Origin of the sequence: Eubacterium sp. BL-380-WT-2B (genome assembly GCF_009696115.1) — a bacterium.
Classification (GTDB): domain Bacteria; phylum Bacillota; class Clostridia; order Eubacteriales; family Eubacteriaceae; genus Eubacterium; species Eubacterium callanderi.
In genome coordinates this window covers 1-20,265 of record NZ_VUMP01000010.1, presented here as the reverse complement: position 1 = coordinate 20,265, position 20,265 = coordinate 1, and the positions used below count along the sequence as shown (strand labels likewise).

21 protein-coding genes and 1 pseudogene are annotated in these 20,265 nt (G+C 40.1%); all 22 read left to right on the top strand.

The genetic code is table 11. The features are described 5' to 3' along the window. Window positions 1-8: 8 nt before the first annotated feature. The 22 genes and pseudogenes from FYJ53_RS18690 to FYJ53_RS18585 all read left to right on the top strand — a co-directional run bounded on the left by FYJ53_RS18690 (window position 9) and on the right by FYJ53_RS18585 (window position 20,116). Window positions 9-1,535, top strand: coding sequence for an L-lactate permease (locus tag FYJ53_RS18690; RefSeq protein WP_038352356.1), 1,527 nt, complete (start codon window positions 9-11; stop codon window positions 1,533-1,535). Between the two features lie 172 nt (window positions 1,536-1,707). After that, window positions 1,708-2,085, top strand: coding sequence for a TrkA family potassium uptake protein (locus FYJ53_RS18685; RefSeq protein ID WP_013380259.1), 378 nt, complete (start codon window positions 1,708-1,710; stop codon window positions 2,083-2,085). Between the two features lie 26 nt (window positions 2,086-2,111). Then, window positions 2,112-3,071: a 4-hydroxy-tetrahydrodipicolinate synthase gene (dapA, locus tag FYJ53_RS18680; RefSeq protein ID WP_038352357.1), complete on the top strand. Its 960-nt coding sequence runs from the start codon at window positions 2,112-2,114 to the stop codon at window positions 3,069-3,071. 60 nt (window positions 3,072-3,131) lie between these two features. Further along, window positions 3,132-3,476 (top strand): iron chaperone, encoded by a 345-nt coding sequence (locus FYJ53_RS18675; protein ID WP_038352358.1) that lies wholly within the window; start codon window positions 3,132-3,134, stop codon window positions 3,474-3,476. Window positions 3,477-3,979: 503 nt separating this feature from the next. Continuing rightward, a complete protein-coding gene (locus FYJ53_RS18670) occupies window positions 3,980-5,227 on the top strand; it encodes a hypothetical protein (protein ID WP_154557619.1) in 1,248 nt (415 codons plus the stop codon). 318 nt (window positions 5,228-5,545) lie between these two features. After that, the gene (locus tag FYJ53_RS18665; protein WP_154557618.1) at window positions 5,546-6,682 is read left to right on the top strand and encodes a DegT/DnrJ/EryC1/StrS aminotransferase family protein; all 1,137 of its coding nucleotides are present in this window, start codon (window positions 5,546-5,548) and stop codon (window positions 6,680-6,682) included. A 23-nt stretch (window positions 6,683-6,705) separates the two neighbouring features. Further along, the gene (locus tag FYJ53_RS18660) at window positions 6,706-7,326 is read left to right on the top strand and encodes a sugar transferase (protein ID WP_154557617.1); all 621 of its coding nucleotides are present in this window, start codon (window positions 6,706-6,708) and stop codon (window positions 7,324-7,326) included. Further along, window positions 7,319-7,933: an acetyltransferase gene (locus FYJ53_RS18655; RefSeq protein WP_154557616.1), complete on the top strand. Its 615-nt coding sequence runs from the start codon at window positions 7,319-7,321 to the stop codon at window positions 7,931-7,933. The genes FYJ53_RS18660 and FYJ53_RS18655 overlap by 8 nt, the downstream gene beginning before the upstream one ends. Beyond that, complete coding sequence (locus tag FYJ53_RS18650; protein WP_154557615.1) at window positions 7,930-9,039, top strand: glycosyltransferase family 4 protein; 1,110 nt, start codon at window positions 7,930-7,932, stop codon at window positions 9,037-9,039. The genes FYJ53_RS18655 and FYJ53_RS18650 overlap by 4 nt, the downstream gene beginning before the upstream one ends. Then, window positions 9,026-10,344 (top strand): annotated as a pseudogene (locus FYJ53_RS18645) (nucleotide sugar dehydrogenase). Before FYJ53_RS18650 ends, FYJ53_RS18645 begins: the two are co-directional and overlap by 14 nt. Window positions 10,345-10,350: 6 nt before the next feature. Continuing rightward, on the top strand, window positions 10,351-11,334 hold the full coding sequence (locus tag FYJ53_RS18640; RefSeq protein ID WP_154557614.1) for a glycosyltransferase family 2 protein: 984 nt from the start codon (window positions 10,351-10,353) through the stop codon (window positions 11,332-11,334). Window positions 11,335-11,413: 79 nt separating this feature from the next. Further along, the gene (locus FYJ53_RS18635) at window positions 11,414-12,721 is read left to right on the top strand and encodes a lipopolysaccharide biosynthesis protein (RefSeq protein ID WP_154557613.1); all 1,308 of its coding nucleotides are present in this window, start codon (window positions 11,414-11,416) and stop codon (window positions 12,719-12,721) included. A 23-nt stretch (window positions 12,722-12,744) separates the two neighbouring features. Continuing rightward, the gene (locus FYJ53_RS18630; protein ID WP_154557612.1) at window positions 12,745-13,899 is read left to right on the top strand and encodes a hypothetical protein; all 1,155 of its coding nucleotides are present in this window, start codon (window positions 12,745-12,747) and stop codon (window positions 13,897-13,899) included. Between the two features lie 15 nt (window positions 13,900-13,914). Beyond that, window positions 13,915-15,099, top strand: a complete 1,185-nt coding sequence (locus tag FYJ53_RS18625) for a glycosyltransferase family 4 protein (protein WP_195840276.1) — start codon at window positions 13,915-13,917, stop codon at window positions 15,097-15,099. Between the two features lies 1 nt (window position 15,100). Further along, complete coding sequence (locus FYJ53_RS18620) at window positions 15,101-16,336, top strand: O-antigen ligase (protein ID WP_154557610.1); 1,236 nt, start codon at window positions 15,101-15,103, stop codon at window positions 16,334-16,336. A 169-nt stretch (window positions 16,337-16,505) separates the two neighbouring features. Beyond that, window positions 16,506-16,931, top strand: a complete 426-nt coding sequence (locus FYJ53_RS18615; protein WP_133966018.1) for a hypothetical protein — start codon at window positions 16,506-16,508, stop codon at window positions 16,929-16,931. A gap of 28 nt (window positions 16,932-16,959) precedes the next feature. Further along, a complete protein-coding gene (locus tag FYJ53_RS18610; RefSeq protein WP_133966016.1) occupies window positions 16,960-17,178 on the top strand; it encodes a hypothetical protein in 219 nt (72 codons plus the stop codon). A 167-nt stretch (window positions 17,179-17,345) separates the two neighbouring features. Beyond that, complete coding sequence (locus FYJ53_RS18605) at window positions 17,346-17,903, top strand: hypothetical protein (RefSeq protein ID WP_013380288.1); 558 nt, start codon at window positions 17,346-17,348, stop codon at window positions 17,901-17,903. Between the two features lies 1 nt (window position 17,904). Then, complete coding sequence (locus FYJ53_RS18600; RefSeq protein WP_154557609.1) at window positions 17,905-18,747, top strand: phage antirepressor KilAC domain-containing protein; 843 nt, start codon at window positions 17,905-17,907, stop codon at window positions 18,745-18,747. 155 nt (window positions 18,748-18,902) lie between these two features. Then, window positions 18,903-19,145 carry a hypothetical protein gene (locus FYJ53_RS18595; protein ID WP_123876058.1) on the top strand — a complete coding sequence of 81 codons (243 nt, stop codon included), beginning with the start codon at window positions 18,903-18,905 and terminating at the stop codon, window positions 19,143-19,145. A gap of 150 nt (window positions 19,146-19,295) precedes the next feature. Next, complete coding sequence (locus tag FYJ53_RS18590) at window positions 19,296-19,511, top strand: hypothetical protein (protein ID WP_154557608.1); 216 nt, start codon at window positions 19,296-19,298, stop codon at window positions 19,509-19,511. A gap of 26 nt (window positions 19,512-19,537) precedes the next feature. Continuing rightward, a complete protein-coding gene (locus FYJ53_RS18585) occupies window positions 19,538-20,116 on the top strand; it encodes an RNA polymerase sigma factor (protein ID WP_154557607.1) in 579 nt (192 codons plus the stop codon). Window positions 20,117-20,265 lie beyond the last annotated feature (149 nt).

Here is a 20,265-nt window from a genome sequence, read left to right as displayed (position 1 = left end):
GTATGGAGATGGACAACATTTATGTTCTTTTCATATTGGCGCTCATCCCCATCATTTGGTTAATTGTTTCACTGGGTGTGATGAAAATACCAGGGCATAAGGCCTGTCCCGTGGCCCTGGTGATCACTCTGGTTCTCAGTATAATTGTCTGGAAAATGCCGGCGCTTGACAGCTTTACCGGTGCCCTTGAGGGCATCGTCATGGGGCTTTGGCCCATTGTCTACATCATCATTGCGGCGGTGTTTACCTACAACCTTACCACTTATTCGGGAAGTATGGAAACCATTAAAAACATGATGACCGGCGTATCCTCAGATAAACGCATCCTCGTACTCATACTGGCCTGGGGCTTCGGCGGCTTTCTGGAAGCCATTGCAGGCTTTGGCACTGCGGTGGCCATCCCTGCCGGCATTATGGCATCCCTTGGCTTTAACCCGGTCTCGGCAGCGGTCATGTGCCTGATTGCGAATACCACGCCGACTGCCTTTGGGGCCATCGGCCTGCCAGTCACCACGCTGGCCCAGGTAACAGACCTGAACGTTATGCAGCTGTCCTATACGGTTTCCATTCAGCTTTTTGTGCTCATACTCATCATCCCGTTTGTGCTGGTCATGCTTACCGGCGGGGGATTCAAGGCCATTAAGGGTGTGTTCGGCATCACGCTGATCTCCGGCCTGTCCTTTGCGGTTCCTCAGATTTTTGTGGCGAAGTTCCTTGGAGCAGAGCTTCCTGCCATTGTGGGATCGCTGATCTGTATGGGCGTGACCGTACTGGTCGCCAAAAAATTCTATAACAGAGAAGAAGCTGCCGGGGCTGTGAAGGTCCCCCTGAAAACTGCCTTCATGGCCTGGCTGCCCTTTATTCTGGTTTTTGTTTTTATCATTCTCTGCTCATCGCTGTTCCCGTTTATCAGTGAGCCGCTGGGCAGCATTAAAACTTCAATCCCCATTTATACCGGAGAGGGCGCGAAGCCCTACACCTTTGCATGGATCGCCTGTCCGGGAACCCTGATCATCCTCGCCACCTATCTGGGCGGCCTGCTGCAGGGGTTAAAATTCAGAGAAATTTCCGTTGTGTTTGGTAAAACCATCAAGCAGATGGGAAAGACAGCAATCACAGTTTGTTCCATTGTAGGCCTGGCCAAGGTTATGGGCTACAGCGGAATGATTACTTCCATCGCCATGGTACTGGTGGCCGTGACAGGCAGTTTTTATCCCCTTATCGCGCCCATCATCGGTGCGCTCGGTACCTTTGTGACAGGGAGTGATACCTCAGCCAATGTCCTTTTCGGCGAGCTGCAGGTACAGGCTGCGGGTTCCATTGGGGCAGACCCATTCTGGATCGCGGCAGCCAATATGGCTGGCGCCACAGCCGGAAAAATGATTTCACCCCAGAGTATCGCTGTTGCTACAGCGGCCACTGGGTTAATTGGTCAGGAGGGCAAGATCCTAACCTCGACCATGAAGTTCTGCGCGGTGTATGTCGTGATTATCGGCATCGTAGTATTCTTCGGAGGCCCACTCTTAGGCTTCTGATAAAATCGTATGACAAATTTTACCTGAGAGAAGGAACCGTCAAGCGCAACTGACGGTTCCTTTTCTTTTTAGAACTTTTTAATGCGGCGCCCCAGATTTTAATCCCATCTTTACAGAGAAGACCCTATAATAAGAAACAACAAAAATCTTATCAAAGTGAGGAAGTATCAAGTTGAAAACAAGCGTGAAGAAAACAGCTGTCATTGTGGGGTGCAGCCAGATGGGCGCCCGCCTGGCAATGTCTTTATCGGACAAAGGCTATAAGGTTGTGATCATGGACAAGGATTACCACGCCTTTGAAAGGATTGACCGGCATTTTCTGGGAACAGAGTTCCTGGGCGATGGCCAGGATCTGGCAGCGCTTCGTTCTTTAGGGGTTGACAATATTAAGCTTTTCGTGGCCGCGACCGGAAACGATGCCGACAACCTTACCCTGTCACGCAAGGCCGAAAAGCTTTATCACCTGGGCCGCGTCTACGCAAGGCTGAGTGGAAACCAGAGCCGTGAACAGCTGAAACGCTGTTCCGCAGACCATGCTTCGGCAATATAGCCCAGTGGACGATAAGAGGAAAAATCATGAAAGCTAAAATTTTTAAGGGGGCAGCCACCGCGCTGGTAACCCCGATGAAGCCCGACGGGTCCATTTCCTACGAGACCCTGTCAGGACTGATCGACTACCAGCTTAAGCACCATGCCGACGCGGTGGTTATCGGCGGCACCACGGGTGAGTCCGCGTCTCTTTCGGAAAGGGAACTGCTTGAACTGACGGCATTTACCGTTAAGGCGGTAAGAGGGCATATCCCTGTCATTGCCAATATGGGCAGCAACAATACTGCCCACAGCGTGGAGCTGGCCGGCAAAATGGAAAAGCTCGGAGCCGATGCTCTGCTTTCGGTAACACCCTACTACAACAAGGCGTCACAGCAGGGACTTTACGAGCATTTTAAGGCAGGGGCCGCGGCTACCGGACTGCCCATCATTCTCTACAATGTGCCCTCCCGCACTGGCGTCAATATCGCTGTGGATACCTATAAGCGTTTGTCTGAGATTGACAACATTGCCGCGGTCAAAGAAGCCAGCGGCAATTTCAGCCAGATGGCGCAGATCGCTGCTGAGTGCGGCGATGCCCTGGACATTTATTCCGGCAATGACGACCAGATTGTCCCGGCGCTGGCGCTGGGGGCTGCGGGCGTCATCTCGGTGCTGTCCAACCTGATCCCCGGCCAGGTTCATCAGATCTGCGCCAGCTATTTTGAGGGTAATGTGGGTAAAAGCCGTTATTTCCAGCTTTACTATCTGGAGCTGGCAGAGGCGCTGTTTTCAGACATCAATCCCATTCCGGTCAAGCAGGCCTTGAACTTTATGGGGCTGGATGTGGGAGGCTGCCGTCTGCCGCTGTGCGACATGGCCCCCGCCGAGGCGGCCAGGCTGCTAAAGTGCATACAGAAGTATGGGCTCTGCCGCTTTCCGGAAAGGCCAAAAGAAAAGCGCTTCCATGGGAATCGGCGTTTATCCCTGATATCTGATGTGTTTTAAAAACGAGCGCTCCGGGGTATAATAGAGGCATTAAATAATGCCAAACCGGAGGATAAAACAATGAACGCAATAGATGGCTACATCGACCAGTTTACAGGTGATAAGCGAAAAAAGCTGGAGGAAATCCGCGCGCTCATCAGAGAGAACGCGCCAGAGGCCAGTGAAAAAATCAGCTGGAATATGCCTACTTTTTTCCTGAACGGTAACCTGGTGCACTTTGCCATGAACAAAGCGCACCTTGGCTTTTATCCCACACCCAGCGGGATAGAGCACTTTGAGAAAGAGCTGAAGGACTACCGGCATTCCAAGGGAGCGATCCAGTTTCCGCTGGACAAACCCTTACCAAAGGATCTGATCGCAGCGATTGTCCAGTTCAGGGTAGCGGAAAACACAAAGAAAAAATAAGATAAAAAACGCCCGCTGCTGTGAAGGCAGCGGGCGTTTTTAACGTTTGTAGATATATTTTTAATGGGGTTGGTGTGCTGGGAACCAATTGAAAAAGACTCGTAGACTATTCATGGTCTGCGAGTCTTTTTGACTTCCAAATTCTTTTATAATTTAACTGCGTTACCTATTATAACATTGCCTAATGAAAAAAGCATCAACTTTTTTATAAAAAATTAAATATTTTTCTTCAAAGGCAATTTACAACTATATTTTACCAATAAATCAAATTTTCGTCAAACAAATCTTCCTAATTATATAAGAGTGAATTTGGTCTGAAGTCTGGTCAAAAACATACGAAAAATGGCTGATTTACTTGATTTTTTCTTTTAGTTTTAAAATTTCTTTCTTAACCACTCTGGTCAGAAAAATGGTCAGGATTGTCTAAAGCTCTCATATCCTCTGGTTTTTCAGGCAACTGCTCGCAGACCATGAATAGTCTGCGAAGAACAGAGGAGTTAAAAATGAAAGCCGGATACGCCATTACGACGTACAAAATACAGCTGAATTACAAGCATTTAGACTGGTTTAAGCAAACCCAGTCTCTCTTTGACGCTGTTCTGGCATTCTACTATAAACTGCTCGAGAAGCAGCCCGAAACCCTCGAACTTTCCAATCAGAATTTACTGCGTTATTTAGAGCTGCAGACAATAAAACAGCGTGATGGCACCAAGCCAGAAATACCGCTGCCCTTTGAAAAAATACCCCTGTATTTTAGACGTGCTGCCATCAACGCAGCCATCAGTATGTACAGAAGTTATATGGGCAAGCTAAAAACCTGGGCAGAAAAACAAATTAAAAATGAAAAGCCAAGCCCGCCAAAGCGCCTGCACATGTCCATGCTCTACTACAAAGGCATGTATAAGGACTTTGACGAGAAAAGCATTCTGCTCAAGCTCTACACTGGCAGAGCCTGGGCCTGGGTTAAGCACCGGTATACCGGCAGACCTTTTCCTGAAAATGCCGAGCTCATGAGTCCGACTGTTGTCATCAAGAAGAAAAAAGTCATGCTCCATATCCCCGTCAAGGAGATCGTGGAGGATGGCAGAACCGCTAAAGCGCGCGTAAAACAGCACGAAAGTTTTGTCGCTGTGGCACTCACCACCTCCGACAGCCTTGCCGTTTGTACCACCATACAAGCTGACGGTCGCGCCAGCCACCCTTATTTCATCAAGGGCGGAAAAGAACTGGCACACCGTAGGAAGCAGCTTCTGGGATATACCAAACGCAGCAGCGCACCAGAGAATGTGAATGGCCGCCCCAACGCAAAATATTATCAAAAAATCACCCGCGTCACCGACCACTATGCCCATGAAGTCTCAAGGAAAATCGTTGACTACGCCGTCCGTCAGAGCGCCAAACTCATTGTCATGCCCGGCTACAGCAATAGCTTCGCCAAAGGCACACTGCCATACCTTAAGACAAACGTCATGGACTTCATCGGTCGTCGGATCATCCGTTACACCAGTTACAAAGCCTGGCAGGCCGGCATTGTCGTCACCTTTAACAGTGTGGGGAATGCCAAAAAAGAATGCTACCATTGCGGCAGCGTGATCTATAAATACAATGCCGAATATCAACCGCCAAGCCAAAACTTTTACGGCGGAAAAAACTTCCGGTGTAAGGAAGGTCATAAGGGCAGCACAGCCCTGAACACTGCCAGAAATATTGGTAAAAGTTTTTATGGCGCTTTTTATGAAAAGGCTGGTTGATGGTCTTGTCTGTATAAATAGATGAGTAATGTTTTAATAATGAAATTTTAGTTGTTGTTTAAATCCTGTGGAGAAATTCATGGGTGTGCTCTTCGTCTATAGGACCAAAAGTACGGGTTTAGCACCACCTGTTTTTATTTCGCGTCGCATTGTGGTTGGTTTCTTCCTTATATATATTGAAGAAAGTAACTACAATGCGATGAAAGTAAGGATCAAAGGATCAGTTAATGGTCATGAGTGCTACGAGTTTTAATAACAAATTGGATTAAATTATTTGTAGGGAACGGTGCCCTCACCGTTCCGCAAAGAGGAACTATCATGGAAAAAGAAGAAAAAATATACCTTTCCTCGCCCCACATGGGCGGCGAGGAAATGAAATACATACAGGAAGCCTTTGACACCAACTGGATCGCCCCCCTGGGTAAAAATGTCAACCAATTTGAAAAAGAAATGGCAGCCTATGTAGGTGTTAAGACAGGCGCCGCCCTGTCCGCCGGGACAGCCGCCCTGCACCTTGGCTTAAAAGCCCTGGGAGTAGGGGAAGGCGACGTAGTCTTCTGTTCCAGCCTGACCTTTTCAGCCAGCGCCAATCCGGTTATCTACCTGGGCGCAAAGCCCGTTTTTATCGACAGCGAACCCGAAACCTGGAATATGAGCCCGATTGCTCTTAAAAAAGCCTACGATAAATATCCTAATCCCAAAGCCGTGATCATTGTGGATTTATACGGTCAGGCCGCCGATTATGAAGAACTGTCAGTCCTCTGTAAAGCACCCCCCACACCCGTGTTAGAAGACGCCGCCGAAGCCTTAGGCGCGACCTATCAAGGACAGAAATGTGGCACCTTTGGCGACCTGTCCGTTCTGTCCTTTAATGGGAATAAAATCATCACCACTTCTGGCGGTGGGATGCTCCTCGGAAACAATGAAGCCCTTATTCAAAAAGCCCGATTCTGGTCCACCCAGTCCAGAGAAAATGAACGCCACTATGAACACAAAGAACTGGGCTACAACTACCGCATGAGCAACATCGTTGCCGGTATCGGAAGGGGACAGTTAAAAGTCCTTGATGGAAGAGTCACAAAGAAAAAGCAAATCTTTGAGGCCTATCAAGAAGCTTTTAAAGATATTGAAGATATCCAGATGATGCCCATTTCCGATAAAGGCAAACCTAATTACTGGCTCAGCTGTATGACTTTAAAAGAAAGCAGTTCAGTCAAGCCCTTGGATATCATGCTGGCTCTGGAAAAAGAAAACATTGAATCCCGGCCTGTCTGGAAACCCATGCATCTGCAGCCTTATTTTAAAGAATATTTTTTCTTCAGCCATTGCGACCCAGAGAATGAACAGAGCATCGCAGAAGACATCTTTAACCGGGGCGTCTGCCTGCCAAGTGACACCAAAATGACTGAGGCAGACCAGCAGCGTATTATCAATATTATCAAAGCACTCTTTTAAAAAGCCAAATACAGAGGTTCAAAATGATCTATCAGAAATACGTCAAACGCATACTCGACATCACCCTGTCCGGCGCAGCCATCATCGTGCTGTCACCCGTGATGGGGATCACTGCCATTCTGGTTAAACAGAAGCTGGGAAGCCCGGTGATTTTTAAACAGAAGCGGCCCGGCAAGGATGAAAAGATTTTTACGATGTACAAATTTAGAACCATGACCGATAAGTGGGATGAAAAAGGCGAGCTGCTACCGGATAATATTAGGCTAACCAAGTTTGGAAAGATGCTCAGGAGTATGAGTTTAGATGAATTGCCCGAGCTGTTTAATATTTTTAAAGGCGATATGAGCATCATCGGGCCACGGCCTTTACTCGTGCAGTATCTTCCTTTATACAACGAAAGACAGAAAAGAAGACACGAAGTAAGACCCGGCCTTTCCGGACTGGCACAGGTCAATGGCCGCAACGCCATTACCTGGGATGAGAAATTCAACTACGATGTCGCGTACGTTGAAAAAGTCAGCTTTACCCTTGATGTCCGCATTGTTCTAAAAACCATCATTAAAGCCTTCAAGCAGGAAGACATCAACGCAGATACAGCGGTAACAATGGAAGTATTCAGAGGAAGTGAAAAAGCCAATGCCTGAGAAAAAAGTTATGATCATCGGAGCCAGCGGACATGGAAAAGTGATTGCCGATATCATCCATCAATCAGGAGACCAAGTCATGGGCTTTTTAGACGATGATCCGACAAAAAAAGAAATCCATCAGATTCCCGTGTTGGGAAAGATAAAAGATATACAGAAATACAAAGACGATTTCTATTTTATCATCGGAATTGGGGATAATCAAATCCGTAAAAAAATCGCAGAAAACAATCCAGCATTAAACTACTATACAGCTATTCACCCCACCGCGGTTATCGGGGAAGGCGTCCATATTGGTAACGGCACAGCCGTGATGGCAGGTGTCGTGATCAATGTCGACACCGACATTGGCGAGCACTGCATCATTAACACATCAGCGGTTGTTGAGCATGATGTCACTATTCAGTCTTTAACTCATATTTCTCCCAATACGACAATTTGCGGTTCTGTAAAAATAGGTAAATCCTGTCATGTTGGAGCAGGTTCAACAGTAATAAATAATATATATATATATGATGATGTGATTTTAGGAGCAGGAAGTACTACAATAAATAATTTAATACAACCAGGAATATATATCGGAATACCATCGAGGAGAATAAAATGAAAAAGGTTTTGATTGTAGCTTCATTAAGTACATTTCTTAGCTCTTTTGAAAAAAGCAATATCAGAATATTACAAGAGTTGAAGTTTGAAGTGCACTGTGCTGCGAATTTTGAAAATGATGGTGGTGAGTTGGATGATATGGGAATTATCAAACATCAAATTTGTTTTCAAAGGTCCCCATACAAAATGGAAAATATGAAGGCATATAGGGAGCTAAAAAGGCTAATAAAAGAAAATAAATTTTTTTTAATACATTGTCATACACCTATTGGGGGGGTAATTACAAGACTAGCCACACGAAATAATAAATCAATTAAAGTTATCTATACAGCACATGGTTTCCATTTTTATGAGGGTGCTCCTATCATAAAATGGGCTATTTATTATCCTATTGAAAAATATCTATCAATGTATACGGATGCTTTAATAACAATAAATACAGATGATTATTTATTAGCCCAAAAAAGATTTCTATCTAAAAACATATACTATGTTCCAGGTGTAGGAATCGATATAAAAAGGTTTGCGGGTATCGATAAAAAAACAAATAATAATAGTAAAATTGTTTTACTTTCTGTTGGGGAATTAAGCAAAAGAAAAAACCATAGAGTTGCTATTGAAGCAATAAAAGAATTGAAAGATAAAAACTTAGTCTATTATATCTGTGGAAAAGGTGAATTAGAAAATAGCCTTAAAAATTTAGTTGAAAAATATAATTTATCTTCACAAATACAATTTTTAGGCTTTAGGAACGATATTAATAGAATATGTTCTACATCTGATATTTTTATTTTTCCATCCATCCAAGAAGGTTTACCTGTTGCTCTAATGGAAGCAATGTCTGTAGGTTTACCTGTTATCGCTTCAAAGATTAGAGGTACAAGTGATTTAGTAGATGATGGAAAAGGGGGATTTTTGATAGAAGGAAATAAGATCAATGAATATATAGAAAAAATACAAATACTACTTAATTCCCCCAAACTGAGAAAACAATTTGGAGAGTATAATAGAAAAAAAATTAATCAATTTGAGATTACAAAAATAAGAAAAATTATGAGTAATATATACATAGAAACTTTAGGAGATTACAAAAATGAGCCTTTATAAAGATATAATAGAAAAAAAAGAAGCTATAGCAGTAATTGGATTAGGTTACGTTGGTTTACCAATAGCAGAATCCTTTGCTCAAAAAGTTCGAGTGATTGGGTTTGACACTAATAAAAAGAAAATTGAATTATACAAAAAAGGAATTGATCTAACAAATGAGATTGGTGATGATACTATAAAAAACACCAAAATTGAGTTTACAAGTGATGAAGATAAATTAGAAGAGCAAAATTTTTTATTATAGCAGTGCCAACACCAATTAACTTAGATAAAACACCAGATTTATCTCCAGTTATAGATGCAACAAAGATTTTAGGGACTAAAATTAAAGAAGGAAGCATTGTTGTTTACGAATCAACTGTATACCCTGGCGTAACAGAGGATATCTGTATACCAATACTTGAAGAAGAGTCAAAATTAAGATGTGGCAATGATTTTAAAGTTGGTTATTCTCCAGAAAGAATAAATCCAGGAGATAAGGTTCACAGACTTGAAAACATTAAAAAAATTGTATCAGGAACAGATGAAGAAGCGTTAGAAGAAATAACTAATATTTATACTTTAATTATAAAGGCCGGTGTCTTTCCAGTATCTTCTATTAAAGTTGCAGAAGCTGCAAAAGTTGTAGAAAATAGTCAGAGAGATATTAATATTGCTTTTATGAACGAACTAGCGATTGTCTTTGATTATATGGGTATTGATACCAATGAAGTAATAGAAGCGATGAACACAAAGTGGAATGCATTAAATTTTAGACCAGGCTTAGTCGGGGGACATTGTATAGGCGTTGATCCTTATTATTTCATATATAAAGCAGAGAATTTAGGATATCACAGCCAAATAATCGCATCAGGAAGGAAAATTAATGATGATATGGCTTCATTTGTAGCTGATGCAATTATAAAAAAACTCATATCAACTGATAAGATTGTAAAAAAAAGTAAAATCGCAATATTGGGGATTACATTTAAAGAAAATTGCACGGATATCAGAAATTCTAAAATTATTGATATTATAATGAAATTAAAAGAATATGGGATAAAACCTATTGTAGTGGATCCTTTGGCATCAAAAGAAGAAGTAAAAAAGGAATACAAAATTGAACTTTCAGATTTTAATGAATTAAGAGAAATGGATTGTCTGGTCTTTGCTGTTGCACATAATCTTTTTAAAAGTTTTAGTTTTTCTAAAATAGATTCTATGTATGGAAAAATAAGTCCCAAAGAAAAGATACTAATTGATATCAAAGGAATGTTTTCAATTCCGGATTTAGAAAAAAGTAATTACACTTATTGGAGGCTTTAGTTTGAAATGCCAAATAATATTATTCTTTCTGTAATAGTTCCTATATATAACGCTGAAAACACATTAAATGATTGCCTGAGTTCTGTTTTAAATAATAACATTGAAATTATTCTAATTAATGATGGTTCAACTGATAAAACAGAAAAAATTTGTATGGAATATTGCAAAAAAAATAAATTAATAAGGTATTATTACCAGGATAATAAAGGCCCAGGCGCTGCTAGAAATTATGGAATTGATCTTGCGAAGGGAGAATACATACTTTTTTTAGATTCTGATGATATGATTGATAGAAATATTTTGTTAAGTATATTGAATAATGAGTTGAGGCAAAGCCCTGATATACTCTATTATAATTTTGAACAAGTTAGTCAAAACGGAAAGCTAATAAGAATACATAAACTGGATGCTTTTTCAAACATGTCAAAAAGAGACTTAATAATTAACACATTATCGTGGAGTCTTCCATGGGGACAATTTAAAATAGTAAAAAGTGTATTGTTAAAAAAAAATCAGATATATTTTGATGAAGAACGACGGGACTGCGAAGAATTATTTTTTACTATTCGTTGTTTAGAGTTTGCAAACAAAATTGAGTTTACAGAAAAGATTCTTTACAAGTACATAAAAAGATATGAATCATTATCAAATACTATTAATATTAACGATATGTTAAAAAGTAGATTAAAATTAATAGCAAATTTAAAGAAGAAATTTTATGAAAAGTATAAAGAGGGAGTAAATAATTTTGCTTTTGTATCATACGTACAAATTTATAAGCTTCAATCTGAGAAAAAACAAATAGGTATAAAAGATTATAAATTAAAAAAAATTTTAGAACAAAAAATAAATGAATACCTAAAGATGGTAGATATAAGCTATTGCGAAAAAAGATATCAAATTATATATCATTTTTTTAAATATAAACTAAGTTCAGTTATTTATTTACTTTTTAAATTAAGGAGGAGTTTGTATAGACTTACAAAATGAACAAAAAAAGTATACTAAAGGGGCTAAGTTAATTTTAATTATTTCTTTACTGGCCATCCCTTTACAATTACTGACATCAATGCTGGTTAGCCGGGTTTCTGCTGAAGCTGCTGGAGAATTAGGTTTAATTGAACTTTTTTACAATGCTGTAGTTACTTTTTTCTTATTTGGTGGAGAGACAGCTGTTGTAAAAATACTTTCTGATATTGAAAAAATAAATCAAAAAAAATCTTTTTTAATTTATTATATGGCAGTATGTATATTATACTTAGTATTACTTACTGTAATACTAAGTATATTTCGAATAGATATTATAAAGTTAGTTACTAATTCACCAAATAAAACTTCACTAATAATGTACGTAGCAGCAGCTTTTATAATAATTCAAAATATCTTATTGGCATATCAAAAAGAGAGAGAGATGTTTCTTGAGTATTCTATTGGTAGTAAATTGTTTAATATTATAGTTTTTTTTGCCTCTCTCTATATAGTTTTTATTACTAGAAATAATATTAACAGTATTTTTTACATATTCATTATTATTGGATATTTCATATATGTGTTAATAATGTTTTTTAGACTAAATATTACCGATATAAAAAAGGAATTGTATAGACAAAAATTTTTTAAATTCGCTTTCTTTTTACATGCTTCGACCATTGTTGCTTTCTTTTTTGATAGAATAGATCAATTATTAATTATAAATAAGTTTAGCATAGAAGTATTAGGGGGATATTATTTGGTGATAAAAGTAGTTAATATGGTCAAATTAATTCCCAATATATATAATTCGGCTTTTTATCCTTTTTTTTGTAAACAGCTAAAAAAGAATAATATTAATTTATTAGCAAATAATTTGTTAAAAAATAATTTACTTATTCTCTTTCCAATATCCTTTACGATTATGTTGAATTCAGATTTATTTATAAAAATTTTATTTGGAACCCAATACATTGAATATAAAAATATTTTAGAATTTTTTATGTTTATAATAGTAATTGGAACTCCTGGAATGATTTTAAATTATTGTTTGTTTGCAATTGGAAAATCAAAACAATATTTTTATATCAGTTTTGTTGTGGTCACAATACAAGTAATTGTTTCATTTTTGCTATTACCTTATTTTGGAATTGTTGGCTTGGTAGTAGCGAAAGGTATAACGTTTGTTTTACTTAATTGTTTTTGTTTGTTGTACATGAAATCAATAAAATATAAAGTAAAACTAATAAAACGGTATTATATTGCTGTTGTTATATCTGCTTTTGTGTTAGTTAGCATTAATTTAATTGAGTTTTCAATGTTACTTCGATTAGTTATTTCTTTAACTTTTCTTATAGTTTTTTTAATTATTAACTATAAAGATATAATTAAACTATTTAAAAACTAAAAAATATAGAAGGTAAAAAGAATATGTTTCGTGAATATATACTTAAGATTATAAACAAACCAATAAATAATATAAAAAGTTCTCAAACGTTATATGAAGCTTTATTTACGGCCATTAATATGGACTTGGCTTATAAGAAAAGTATTTATAAAAATCAGGCGTTTGATTTAGCAAAAGAGATAATAGAATCTCAATTAGTAGATGGAGGATTTGATATTGGTTATAATTTTAGTTTTGGAAAAAATATGTCGAAAAAAAACTCTGTAGAATCTACTACTCCTGAAATATTATCTATATTTGCGTTAATAGAATTTTATGATGTTTATCACGAAGATTTTGTTATCCAATCTATCTTAAAAGGAATAGATTGGATAAAATGTAATAGCTATCTAATTGAAAATCATAGTTATGCCATACCGTATGCGCCTAATTCTTTTTATGAAGTTCATATTTCAAATGGGGTTTCATTTGCTGTAGCAACATTAACTTACTACATGAAGGTTTTTAATGATTTTTCTGTAAAGCATTTGTGTGATGGGATGTTTCACTACTTAAGAAATGAGTTAATTGTTAAGGAAAATATTGGGTACTGGAATTACTTTGAAAAAAAATTAATTAAGGATAATTACTATATTAAAATTGATAATTATCATATTGCTCAGCAATTATATTATCATATGTATGTTGATAAGCTATATAGAAATAATGATAACAAAGAAATAATAGATTTGGTTTCGCGGTATTTAAAAAATGAATTGAAGAAAAATATTGCGGTGCCATATATAGTAGCAGATGGTAAGTGCTCTAAAGATATTCATACGTGGGGTTACTGTGCGTTGCTGTTATGTGCATTGGAGTGGAGTGATCAAAATTTAATTGATGAAATCAAAAGATTAATTATGGAAAAGATGTGGAATGGAAGTCATTTTATTCCTATTATTCAAGAAAATGGAATAGTCGTTGATGCATCTTATTATCCGAGGTCAGATGCTTGGGTGTTACATTCGCTGAGTGGATATTTATGCATAAGTAACAAGGATGATCTAAAAGTTAAAAATGCTGTTGATTATGGATTGAATAGATTAAGCAGCAGTGGTTATATAGGATGCGAGAATCATGTTTTGACTTTCAGAAAAAAATTATTTAACAAGGTAGTAAATATTGTGAAAAAATACTAAGAAATGGAAAATAATATGAAAATCTGGATCTTATCAAATGCATATAAACCCGAAAAAGGCGGATTAGTTTCATACTGTAGATATTTAGCTCTTTGTGCAAAGAAAAAAGATAAAAAAGTGGAGATAGTAGTCTCAAATCTAAAAAATAAACAGTTGGAAGCAAAAGAGGTTCTAGAGGGAATTAATATTTCAAGAATTGATTACTCTGGTATACCTTTGATTTTATCGATATTTACGCCAATTATTTTTTATTTAAAAACTTTATATTATATAAAGAATAGCAAAATAGATTCTGAAGACATAGTGATTTCAAGGTATTATAGCTTTGCGCTAGCCTTAGAAAAAAGTTGTAAGACTAAAAAACATATATTTATTGCACCTTTAGTTGCACCAGAACTCCATAAAATATCAGTAAAAAAAGCTAAAGGGATTAAAAAAATATACTACTATATTATTTTACCTCAAATATATTTACTTGACAAGCTTGCGATGCGAAAGTCTCGAAATTTAGCAACTTTAAGTAAATCTAAAAGAGAAGAAATTGCGAAGTATTATAATATTGATTCGAAAAAAGTTTGTGTTTTGCCGCCTGGTATTGATTATGAAAGATTCAGAATTGCTACTTTTAAAGAAAAATCTGATTTAAGAAAAGTATGGAATTATGATAGTGATGACAAAATAATGGTTTGTGTAAGTAGATTAAGCAGTGAAAAAAATTTAGAAATACTTATTAATGCAGTTGACAATATATATGATAAAAAAATAAAGTTGATTTTTATCGGAGATGGTGATCAAAAAAGGGTATTGCAAAAAATATGTTCAAGTAAGAAGTTGGAAAATCGTATTAGATTTTTAGGTTTTAAAGAAAATGTTGAAGATTTTTATAAAATGTCTGATGTGTTTATTTTGCCAAGTAAGTACGAAGGATTTGGACATGTATATTTAGAAGCGTTAGCGAGTGGATTACCTTGTATTGCTGCAAGAAATAATCCACCCGAAAGCATTACGGCAAGTGAAGAAATAATTACAAATGAAAAATTAGGAATAATCGTTAATTATAATAGTTTAGAAGAAATAGTACAGGCTATTTCTGAAAGTTTTAAAAACTCTGAAAAATATAAGTTTGATAGAAGAAACCACGTTATTAAAAATTATAGTTGGGAAACGCATTTAGAAATGATTGAAAGGATTTTATCATAAGATGGAAAAAAACATAAAAAAAAGAGAGATATTTACAGAGATATTTCTAATAATAATTTTTTTCCCGATACCATCACAAATTTTAGGCTATGGTGTTTCTTTATACTTAAATGAAATATTTATAGTTTGTTTTTTATTGGTACTTTTTTATAAAAGGAATTATACAATAAATTTTACAGGTACTATAAAATATCTTTTTGCTTTTTTATGTTTAAATTTTGGGGGAATAATTGTAGCAATTGTTAAAGGTAACACAGTAAATTTAAATGTTTTTTCTGGAGTTTTTCGTATTTTTTTGTGGGTGCTTTTATATAATTTTTTTCTAAATTATCTTAAAAAAGAAATTTCTTCTTTAGTAGAAATTAGTCGTGTACTAAAAAAGACATTAATTATTGTCCTTTTGTTACTACTTCCATTTATAGCTGTTGAATTGTTTGATTTACCAGGAAAGATTATTCTTGAAAAAATATATGAAATGTCAAAATCAGGTAATATATTCCAATTTTACAATCGTATTGTTGGCCCTTTTAGAAACCCCAATTTTTTTGGAGTGTGGATATCCATTGTTTTAATATATTTTTTGATTGAACGATTAGATTGGAAATTCAAAGTGTTTTTTTTACTTGAATGTTTAATTTTTATTTATTTTAGTGGATCAAGAACAGCGTTTGTTGTATCAGTATTTTCTATAATATTCATTATTTTTACACAAAACATTGTGAATTTTAAAATTAGCAATTTAAGGATATTCTTAACTTTAGCAATTGTTTTTTTAATAGTTTTTTATTTATCTAGTCGGTACACAGATCTTTTTTATTCTGTTAGATTTCAATCCAACAATTTATCTGATTGGTATACATTAGGTGGAAGGGATGTACTTTGGAACCAATACGACGAATTAATAAAAGAAAATATGATAATAGGAAATGGCTTAATTAAAAATATAGATATAATTTTTGACAATATTTATCTTCAATATATTTTTTATTTTGGGTTGCCTGGACTTATTATATTGGGGCTATTTTTAGTGAAAAATTTTCTTTTTAATTTATATTTAATTTTTACAAATAGGTCAGATATTATTCTCTTATTTTGTTTAGGGATACAAATGATAATTATTATTTCAGGATTTACTATTCAAATTTTGGATGCAACCCAAATTTCCGTTTGGTATTGGTTTGCATTAGCTTACATAGACTACTATAAAGAAAAGAAAGACAATAAATTAAGTATTTAACTTATTATCAAAAAAATCAATGTCAATAAAATTTATTGTATAATTTCGGTGACACACCCCACCCGGCAGGCGGCCATCTCCCGTCTGCTGGTTTTTTTACAGTATGTAAACCGTTTACCTCACAGGTTCAACCGGTTTTCACATAAATAACAAACATTGGAGGCAAAAAATGTACAATTTCAACAATCTTGACTGCTTTCCAGGCATTGATCTGGAGCATGCGGCTTTTGGGCTGGGGGACGGGCAGTTTTACCTGACGGAGGAGCAGCTGGAGCGTTTGGTGCGCGATCCGGAGCTGGGGCTGCCGGTGGCGTATATCAACCTCAGCAGTGTCACCGATCCCATGACGGGCATTGTGTACCGTGACGGCTCGGTCACGCTCTGGCCCTGCACGCCTAAGCGTCTGATTAACCTTGTCGGGCGTCTCTTTAAGAAGGATATGGGGGCCTGTGGACGGGCTAACGCCAAGCGTTTTAAAACAAAGCGGAACCTCTGCTTTTATATTGGCAAGAACCTTCAGGTTATGCCTGCTCACACGAGCCTCCCCGGTGACGGAACGGGAAACAGTTACGTCGACCGGATTTTTTTTAATTAAAGAGCACGACCGAGAGCGTGGGTGTGTTGTGGCTGAGAGCGGAATGGCGGTCTGTTATGCCGGCACCAGCATGGCCATGGAGCGGAAGATCGAACAGGGTTCTGCGCTGTGCAGGGCGCTTTTGCCAGCCCAGGTCCTGCTGACAGGCAGTGGGTTTTCCGTTGTGCGGGACGGGGAGTGCCTGCGGTGTGAGTATTTTAATGTTTGCCTTCAGGAAGAGAAAAAGCTCAAAAAGGCTGCTTTTTAGACAAAATAATACCTTTTTGAAGCAAAAAAGTCTCGGGAACGGGGCTTTTTTGCGTTTTAGAGTTCTTTTTAGGGGCTGAATGAAAGGTGACGGCGGTGGAGCAATTTCGTATAATGATCTCAACCTCAGCGGTGAGCGCTGAAGAAATATTTTAAGGGGGTTCTGATATGAACCAAAACAAACCATCATCCACCACGGCAGCTGCGAGCGAAGGGAAAAAGACCCATATACCAGCCAGAGAGCTGACACCGCTTCCGAGCTTTTTAAAGTACCTGGGTCTTTCGAGTACAGAGGAAGTACCGGGCTTTATCCCGCCGGTCTTTTCGGTGGACAACCCCAGGGTCTGCCGTCCGGAGGGCTGGAAGCCTGAGGCGACGCCGCCGTTTTTAGAGGGGATGAACCTGGTGCGGGAAATCTCAAAGGTTCGCATGTTTGTGAGCAGCAATCCTTATGATTTATATGTGACGGCCCCTGGCGGCGGGTGTGTTCTGGAAACCGTAAAGCCTGACGGCAGCCGGGAGTGCTGTACGGTTACCGAGGTGCCGGGCACAGAGACAAATCATCTTTTTGAAAAGGACTGGGAGGCGCTTCGAAACCCTGCTCTGCGGGCCACCACCGACGTAGAGCTGCTGCTGGACAGCGTTGAAATGGGGCGCATGGTATTTAAGACAATCCTCGACCATGAGGAGCAGTATTTTGTCATGATCGAAAAGGAGGAAATGTAAAATGGCCGCGGCAATCTTTACCCAGACCTTTGAGAGCGCCCTTTTCGGAAAAATCCGCACGCTGGTGGAGCGGGAGGCTGCTGACGGCGCGGAGGCCCGGGAATGGCTGGTGGCCGCGGATGTGTGCGTTGCCCTGGGCTACAGCAAAGACGCTTCAAGCATTGTAAAGCGCCATGTCAACCCGGCAGATACGTCGAAACGGCGTATCTCCGACGCCAACGGGCATCATCAGAGCATGCTGGTCGTCAACGAGAGCGGCCTGTACGCCCTGATCTTTGGCAGCACACGCCCAGAGGCCCAGACCTTCAAGCGCTATGTGACCGCGGTCATTCTGCCCAGCATCCGCAGGCACGGGGCCTATATGGAGGCCGACGTGATGGACCGGGTGCAGGACGACCCCGGGGCCATGCAGGAGCTGATGGCCATGCTGAGGGCGGAGACCGCTAAAAACAAGGCTTTGGGCGCAAAAGTGGACAAGCTGGAGATGCGGATAAAGGCGCTTACGCCAAACGCCGTATTCGGCGAGGCCATCACAGCCTCAGAGGGCAGCATCTCCATGGGAGATATGGCTAAGCTCCTGCGCCAGAACGGCGTGAACATCGGGCGGAACCGCCTGTTTACAAAGCTGCGCGAAGGCGGTTTTTTAAGCACCCAGAAAGGCAGCTGGAACAAGCCGCTTCAATGGACCATGGAGCAGGGCTATTTTGAGATTGAGGAGGGTTTCTTTGACAGGCCCCTGGGCGGGGAGGGCAAAATGCTCTGGTCGGTGACCCGTGTCACACCTGTGGGCCAGGCCTGCCTGGTAGACTGGTTTGTAGCCCAGGACAGGGAGGCGGCGTTATAAACTATTTCACAGAGCTCGACGCCTTTTATGAATGGCACGCCAGTCTGCCCGACGAGAAAAAGCTGTCGCCCGGGGCCATTGCTCTGTGGCACTATCTGCTGTACCGCTGCAATGCCTGCGCGCTGCCGTCCTTAGACGGGCGGTGGCTGTGGCGGGTGGCATTCTGGGTGCGGCCTGAGCAGCTGGAACGGGTATTAAAATGCTCTGAACGCCATATCCGCCGCTATCGCAGTGAGCTGGAGGCCTCGGGCCGTCTGAAATACCAGCGGGCCGTTAAAAACAAACAGGTAGGATTTTATACCCTGATTCCCTTTGCCGACAACGTGGCCCCTGTAATCCTTGAAAATCTTTCCGGTGAGCAGGTGTCCGTTTATGGGCATGTGGATAAGTCGGGCTGAAAATTTCACAAAACAGGATTCGGGGACATTTATGTCCGCAATATTGTTAAAAAAGCAAAAGTGGCGGCAGAATCACGGACGCCCGTGTCCGCCATTAATAATATATTAATAATATACTATATTAATCTTTTATTATTCAGGAGGTGCAGTTTGTCCACAAATCGTTACGGTATCGGAGGAAGTCTGGTGAGGCGGAAAAGAGACTACGTGGTCACAGCAGAGTGCCGTGTCCGGGTTGGCTTTCACGCCAGAGATGCGGAGGACGCGGAGGATCAGTTCAACGATTACCTGGCCGCCCTGCAGGGCACCCATCCCGAGGTGATGTTTGCCATACAGGATGTCCGGGAGGATGACGTGCTGTTTTAAACGAACAGCCCAAAAGGGGGAATTACTTGAAGGATGAAAAATACAGCGCCCTGGACGAGTGGGTGCGCATGGCCGGCGAGGGCGACCAGACCGCCAGGGAAATGCTGCTCATGAGCTTTAAGCCGCTGATTTACAAGCAGGCCGCCAAATACAGGCACCATCACGACAGCCTGGAGGACGCTGTGCAGTACGGGGGTGTGATCCTGCTGGAGGCCGCAGCCGATTACCGGGCCGGGAGCAGCCAGCCCTTTCCGGCCTTTTTAAGCGCCCGCCTGCGCTACCGCTTTGCCGACGCGGGCCGCAGGGCAGCGAGAAGCGGCAGGATGGAGACAAGGCCGCTTCTGCCGGGGGATGAAGCCATCCCAGACCCGGGCCCCACGCCCGAGGAATGCCTGCTTGACAAGGTGTCTGACCGCAGCGCCCGGCTTCGGGCCATGGTGGACGCCCTGCCGCCAGAGCGGGCTGAGGTGCTGCGCCTGCACTACTATGGCGGCAAAAGCCTGAAGGCCATCGCCGGTATTCAGGGTGTTGCGCCCGCCACCGTCAAAACCCGGCTTCACCGTGGGCTTCAGGCTCTTCGGCGGCAGCGGGATGCGCTGGAATAGCTGAAAAAGCCGGAGCGTGTGGTGAAGTGAACCCCATTTGTTAGACATGTGGTATAATACTAACAAGTGGGGTGATTTTATATGCCAAAAGGAATACCAAACAAGAAATACACCGGTGAATTAAAGCAGAAGCTGGTTGAATTAGTGCG

Bases quoted from the DNA above. Each gene is read 5' to 3' on its own strand.
- FYJ53_RS18690 (WP_038352356.1), top strand. From the start codon at position 9: ATGGACAACATTTATGTTCTTTTCATATTGGCGCTCATCCCCATCATT.
- dapA (WP_038352357.1), top strand. From the start codon at position 2,112: ATGAAAGCTAAAATTTTTAAGGGGGCAGCCACCGCGCTGGTAACCCCG.
- FYJ53_RS18675 (WP_038352358.1), top strand. From the start codon at position 3,132: ATGAACGCAATAGATGGCTACATCGACCAGTTTACAGGTGATAAGCGA.
- FYJ53_RS18670 (WP_154557619.1), top strand. From the start codon at position 3,980: ATGAAAGCCGGATACGCCATTACGACGTACAAAATACAGCTGAATTAC.
- FYJ53_RS18665 (WP_154557618.1), top strand. From the start codon at position 5,546: ATGGAAAAAGAAGAAAAAATATACCTTTCCTCGCCCCACATGGGCGGC.
- FYJ53_RS18660 (WP_154557617.1), top strand. From the start codon at position 6,706: ATGATCTATCAGAAATACGTCAAACGCATACTCGACATCACCCTGTCC.
- FYJ53_RS18655 (WP_154557616.1), top strand. From the start codon at position 7,319: ATGCCTGAGAAAAAAGTTATGATCATCGGAGCCAGCGGACATGGAAAA.
- FYJ53_RS18650 (WP_154557615.1), top strand. From the start codon at position 7,930: ATGAAAAAGGTTTTGATTGTAGCTTCATTAAGTACATTTCTTAGCTCT.
- FYJ53_RS18640 (WP_154557614.1), top strand. From the start codon at position 10,351: ATGCCAAATAATATTATTCTTTCTGTAATAGTTCCTATATATAACGCT.
- FYJ53_RS18635 (WP_154557613.1), top strand. From the start codon at position 11,414: ATGCTGGTTAGCCGGGTTTCTGCTGAAGCTGCTGGAGAATTAGGTTTA.
- FYJ53_RS18630 (WP_154557612.1), top strand. From the start codon at position 12,745: ATGTTTCGTGAATATATACTTAAGATTATAAACAAACCAATAAATAAT.
- FYJ53_RS18625 (WP_195840276.1), top strand. From the start codon at position 13,915: ATGAAAATCTGGATCTTATCAAATGCATATAAACCCGAAAAAGGCGGA.
- FYJ53_RS18620 (WP_154557610.1), top strand. From the start codon at position 15,101: ATGGAAAAAAACATAAAAAAAAGAGAGATATTTACAGAGATATTTCTA.
- FYJ53_RS18615 (WP_133966018.1), top strand. From the start codon at position 16,506: ATGTACAATTTCAACAATCTTGACTGCTTTCCAGGCATTGATCTGGAG.
- FYJ53_RS18605 (WP_013380288.1), top strand. From the start codon at position 17,346: ATGAACCAAAACAAACCATCATCCACCACGGCAGCTGCGAGCGAAGGG.
- FYJ53_RS18600 (WP_154557609.1), top strand. From the start codon at position 17,905: ATGGCCGCGGCAATCTTTACCCAGACCTTTGAGAGCGCCCTTTTCGGA.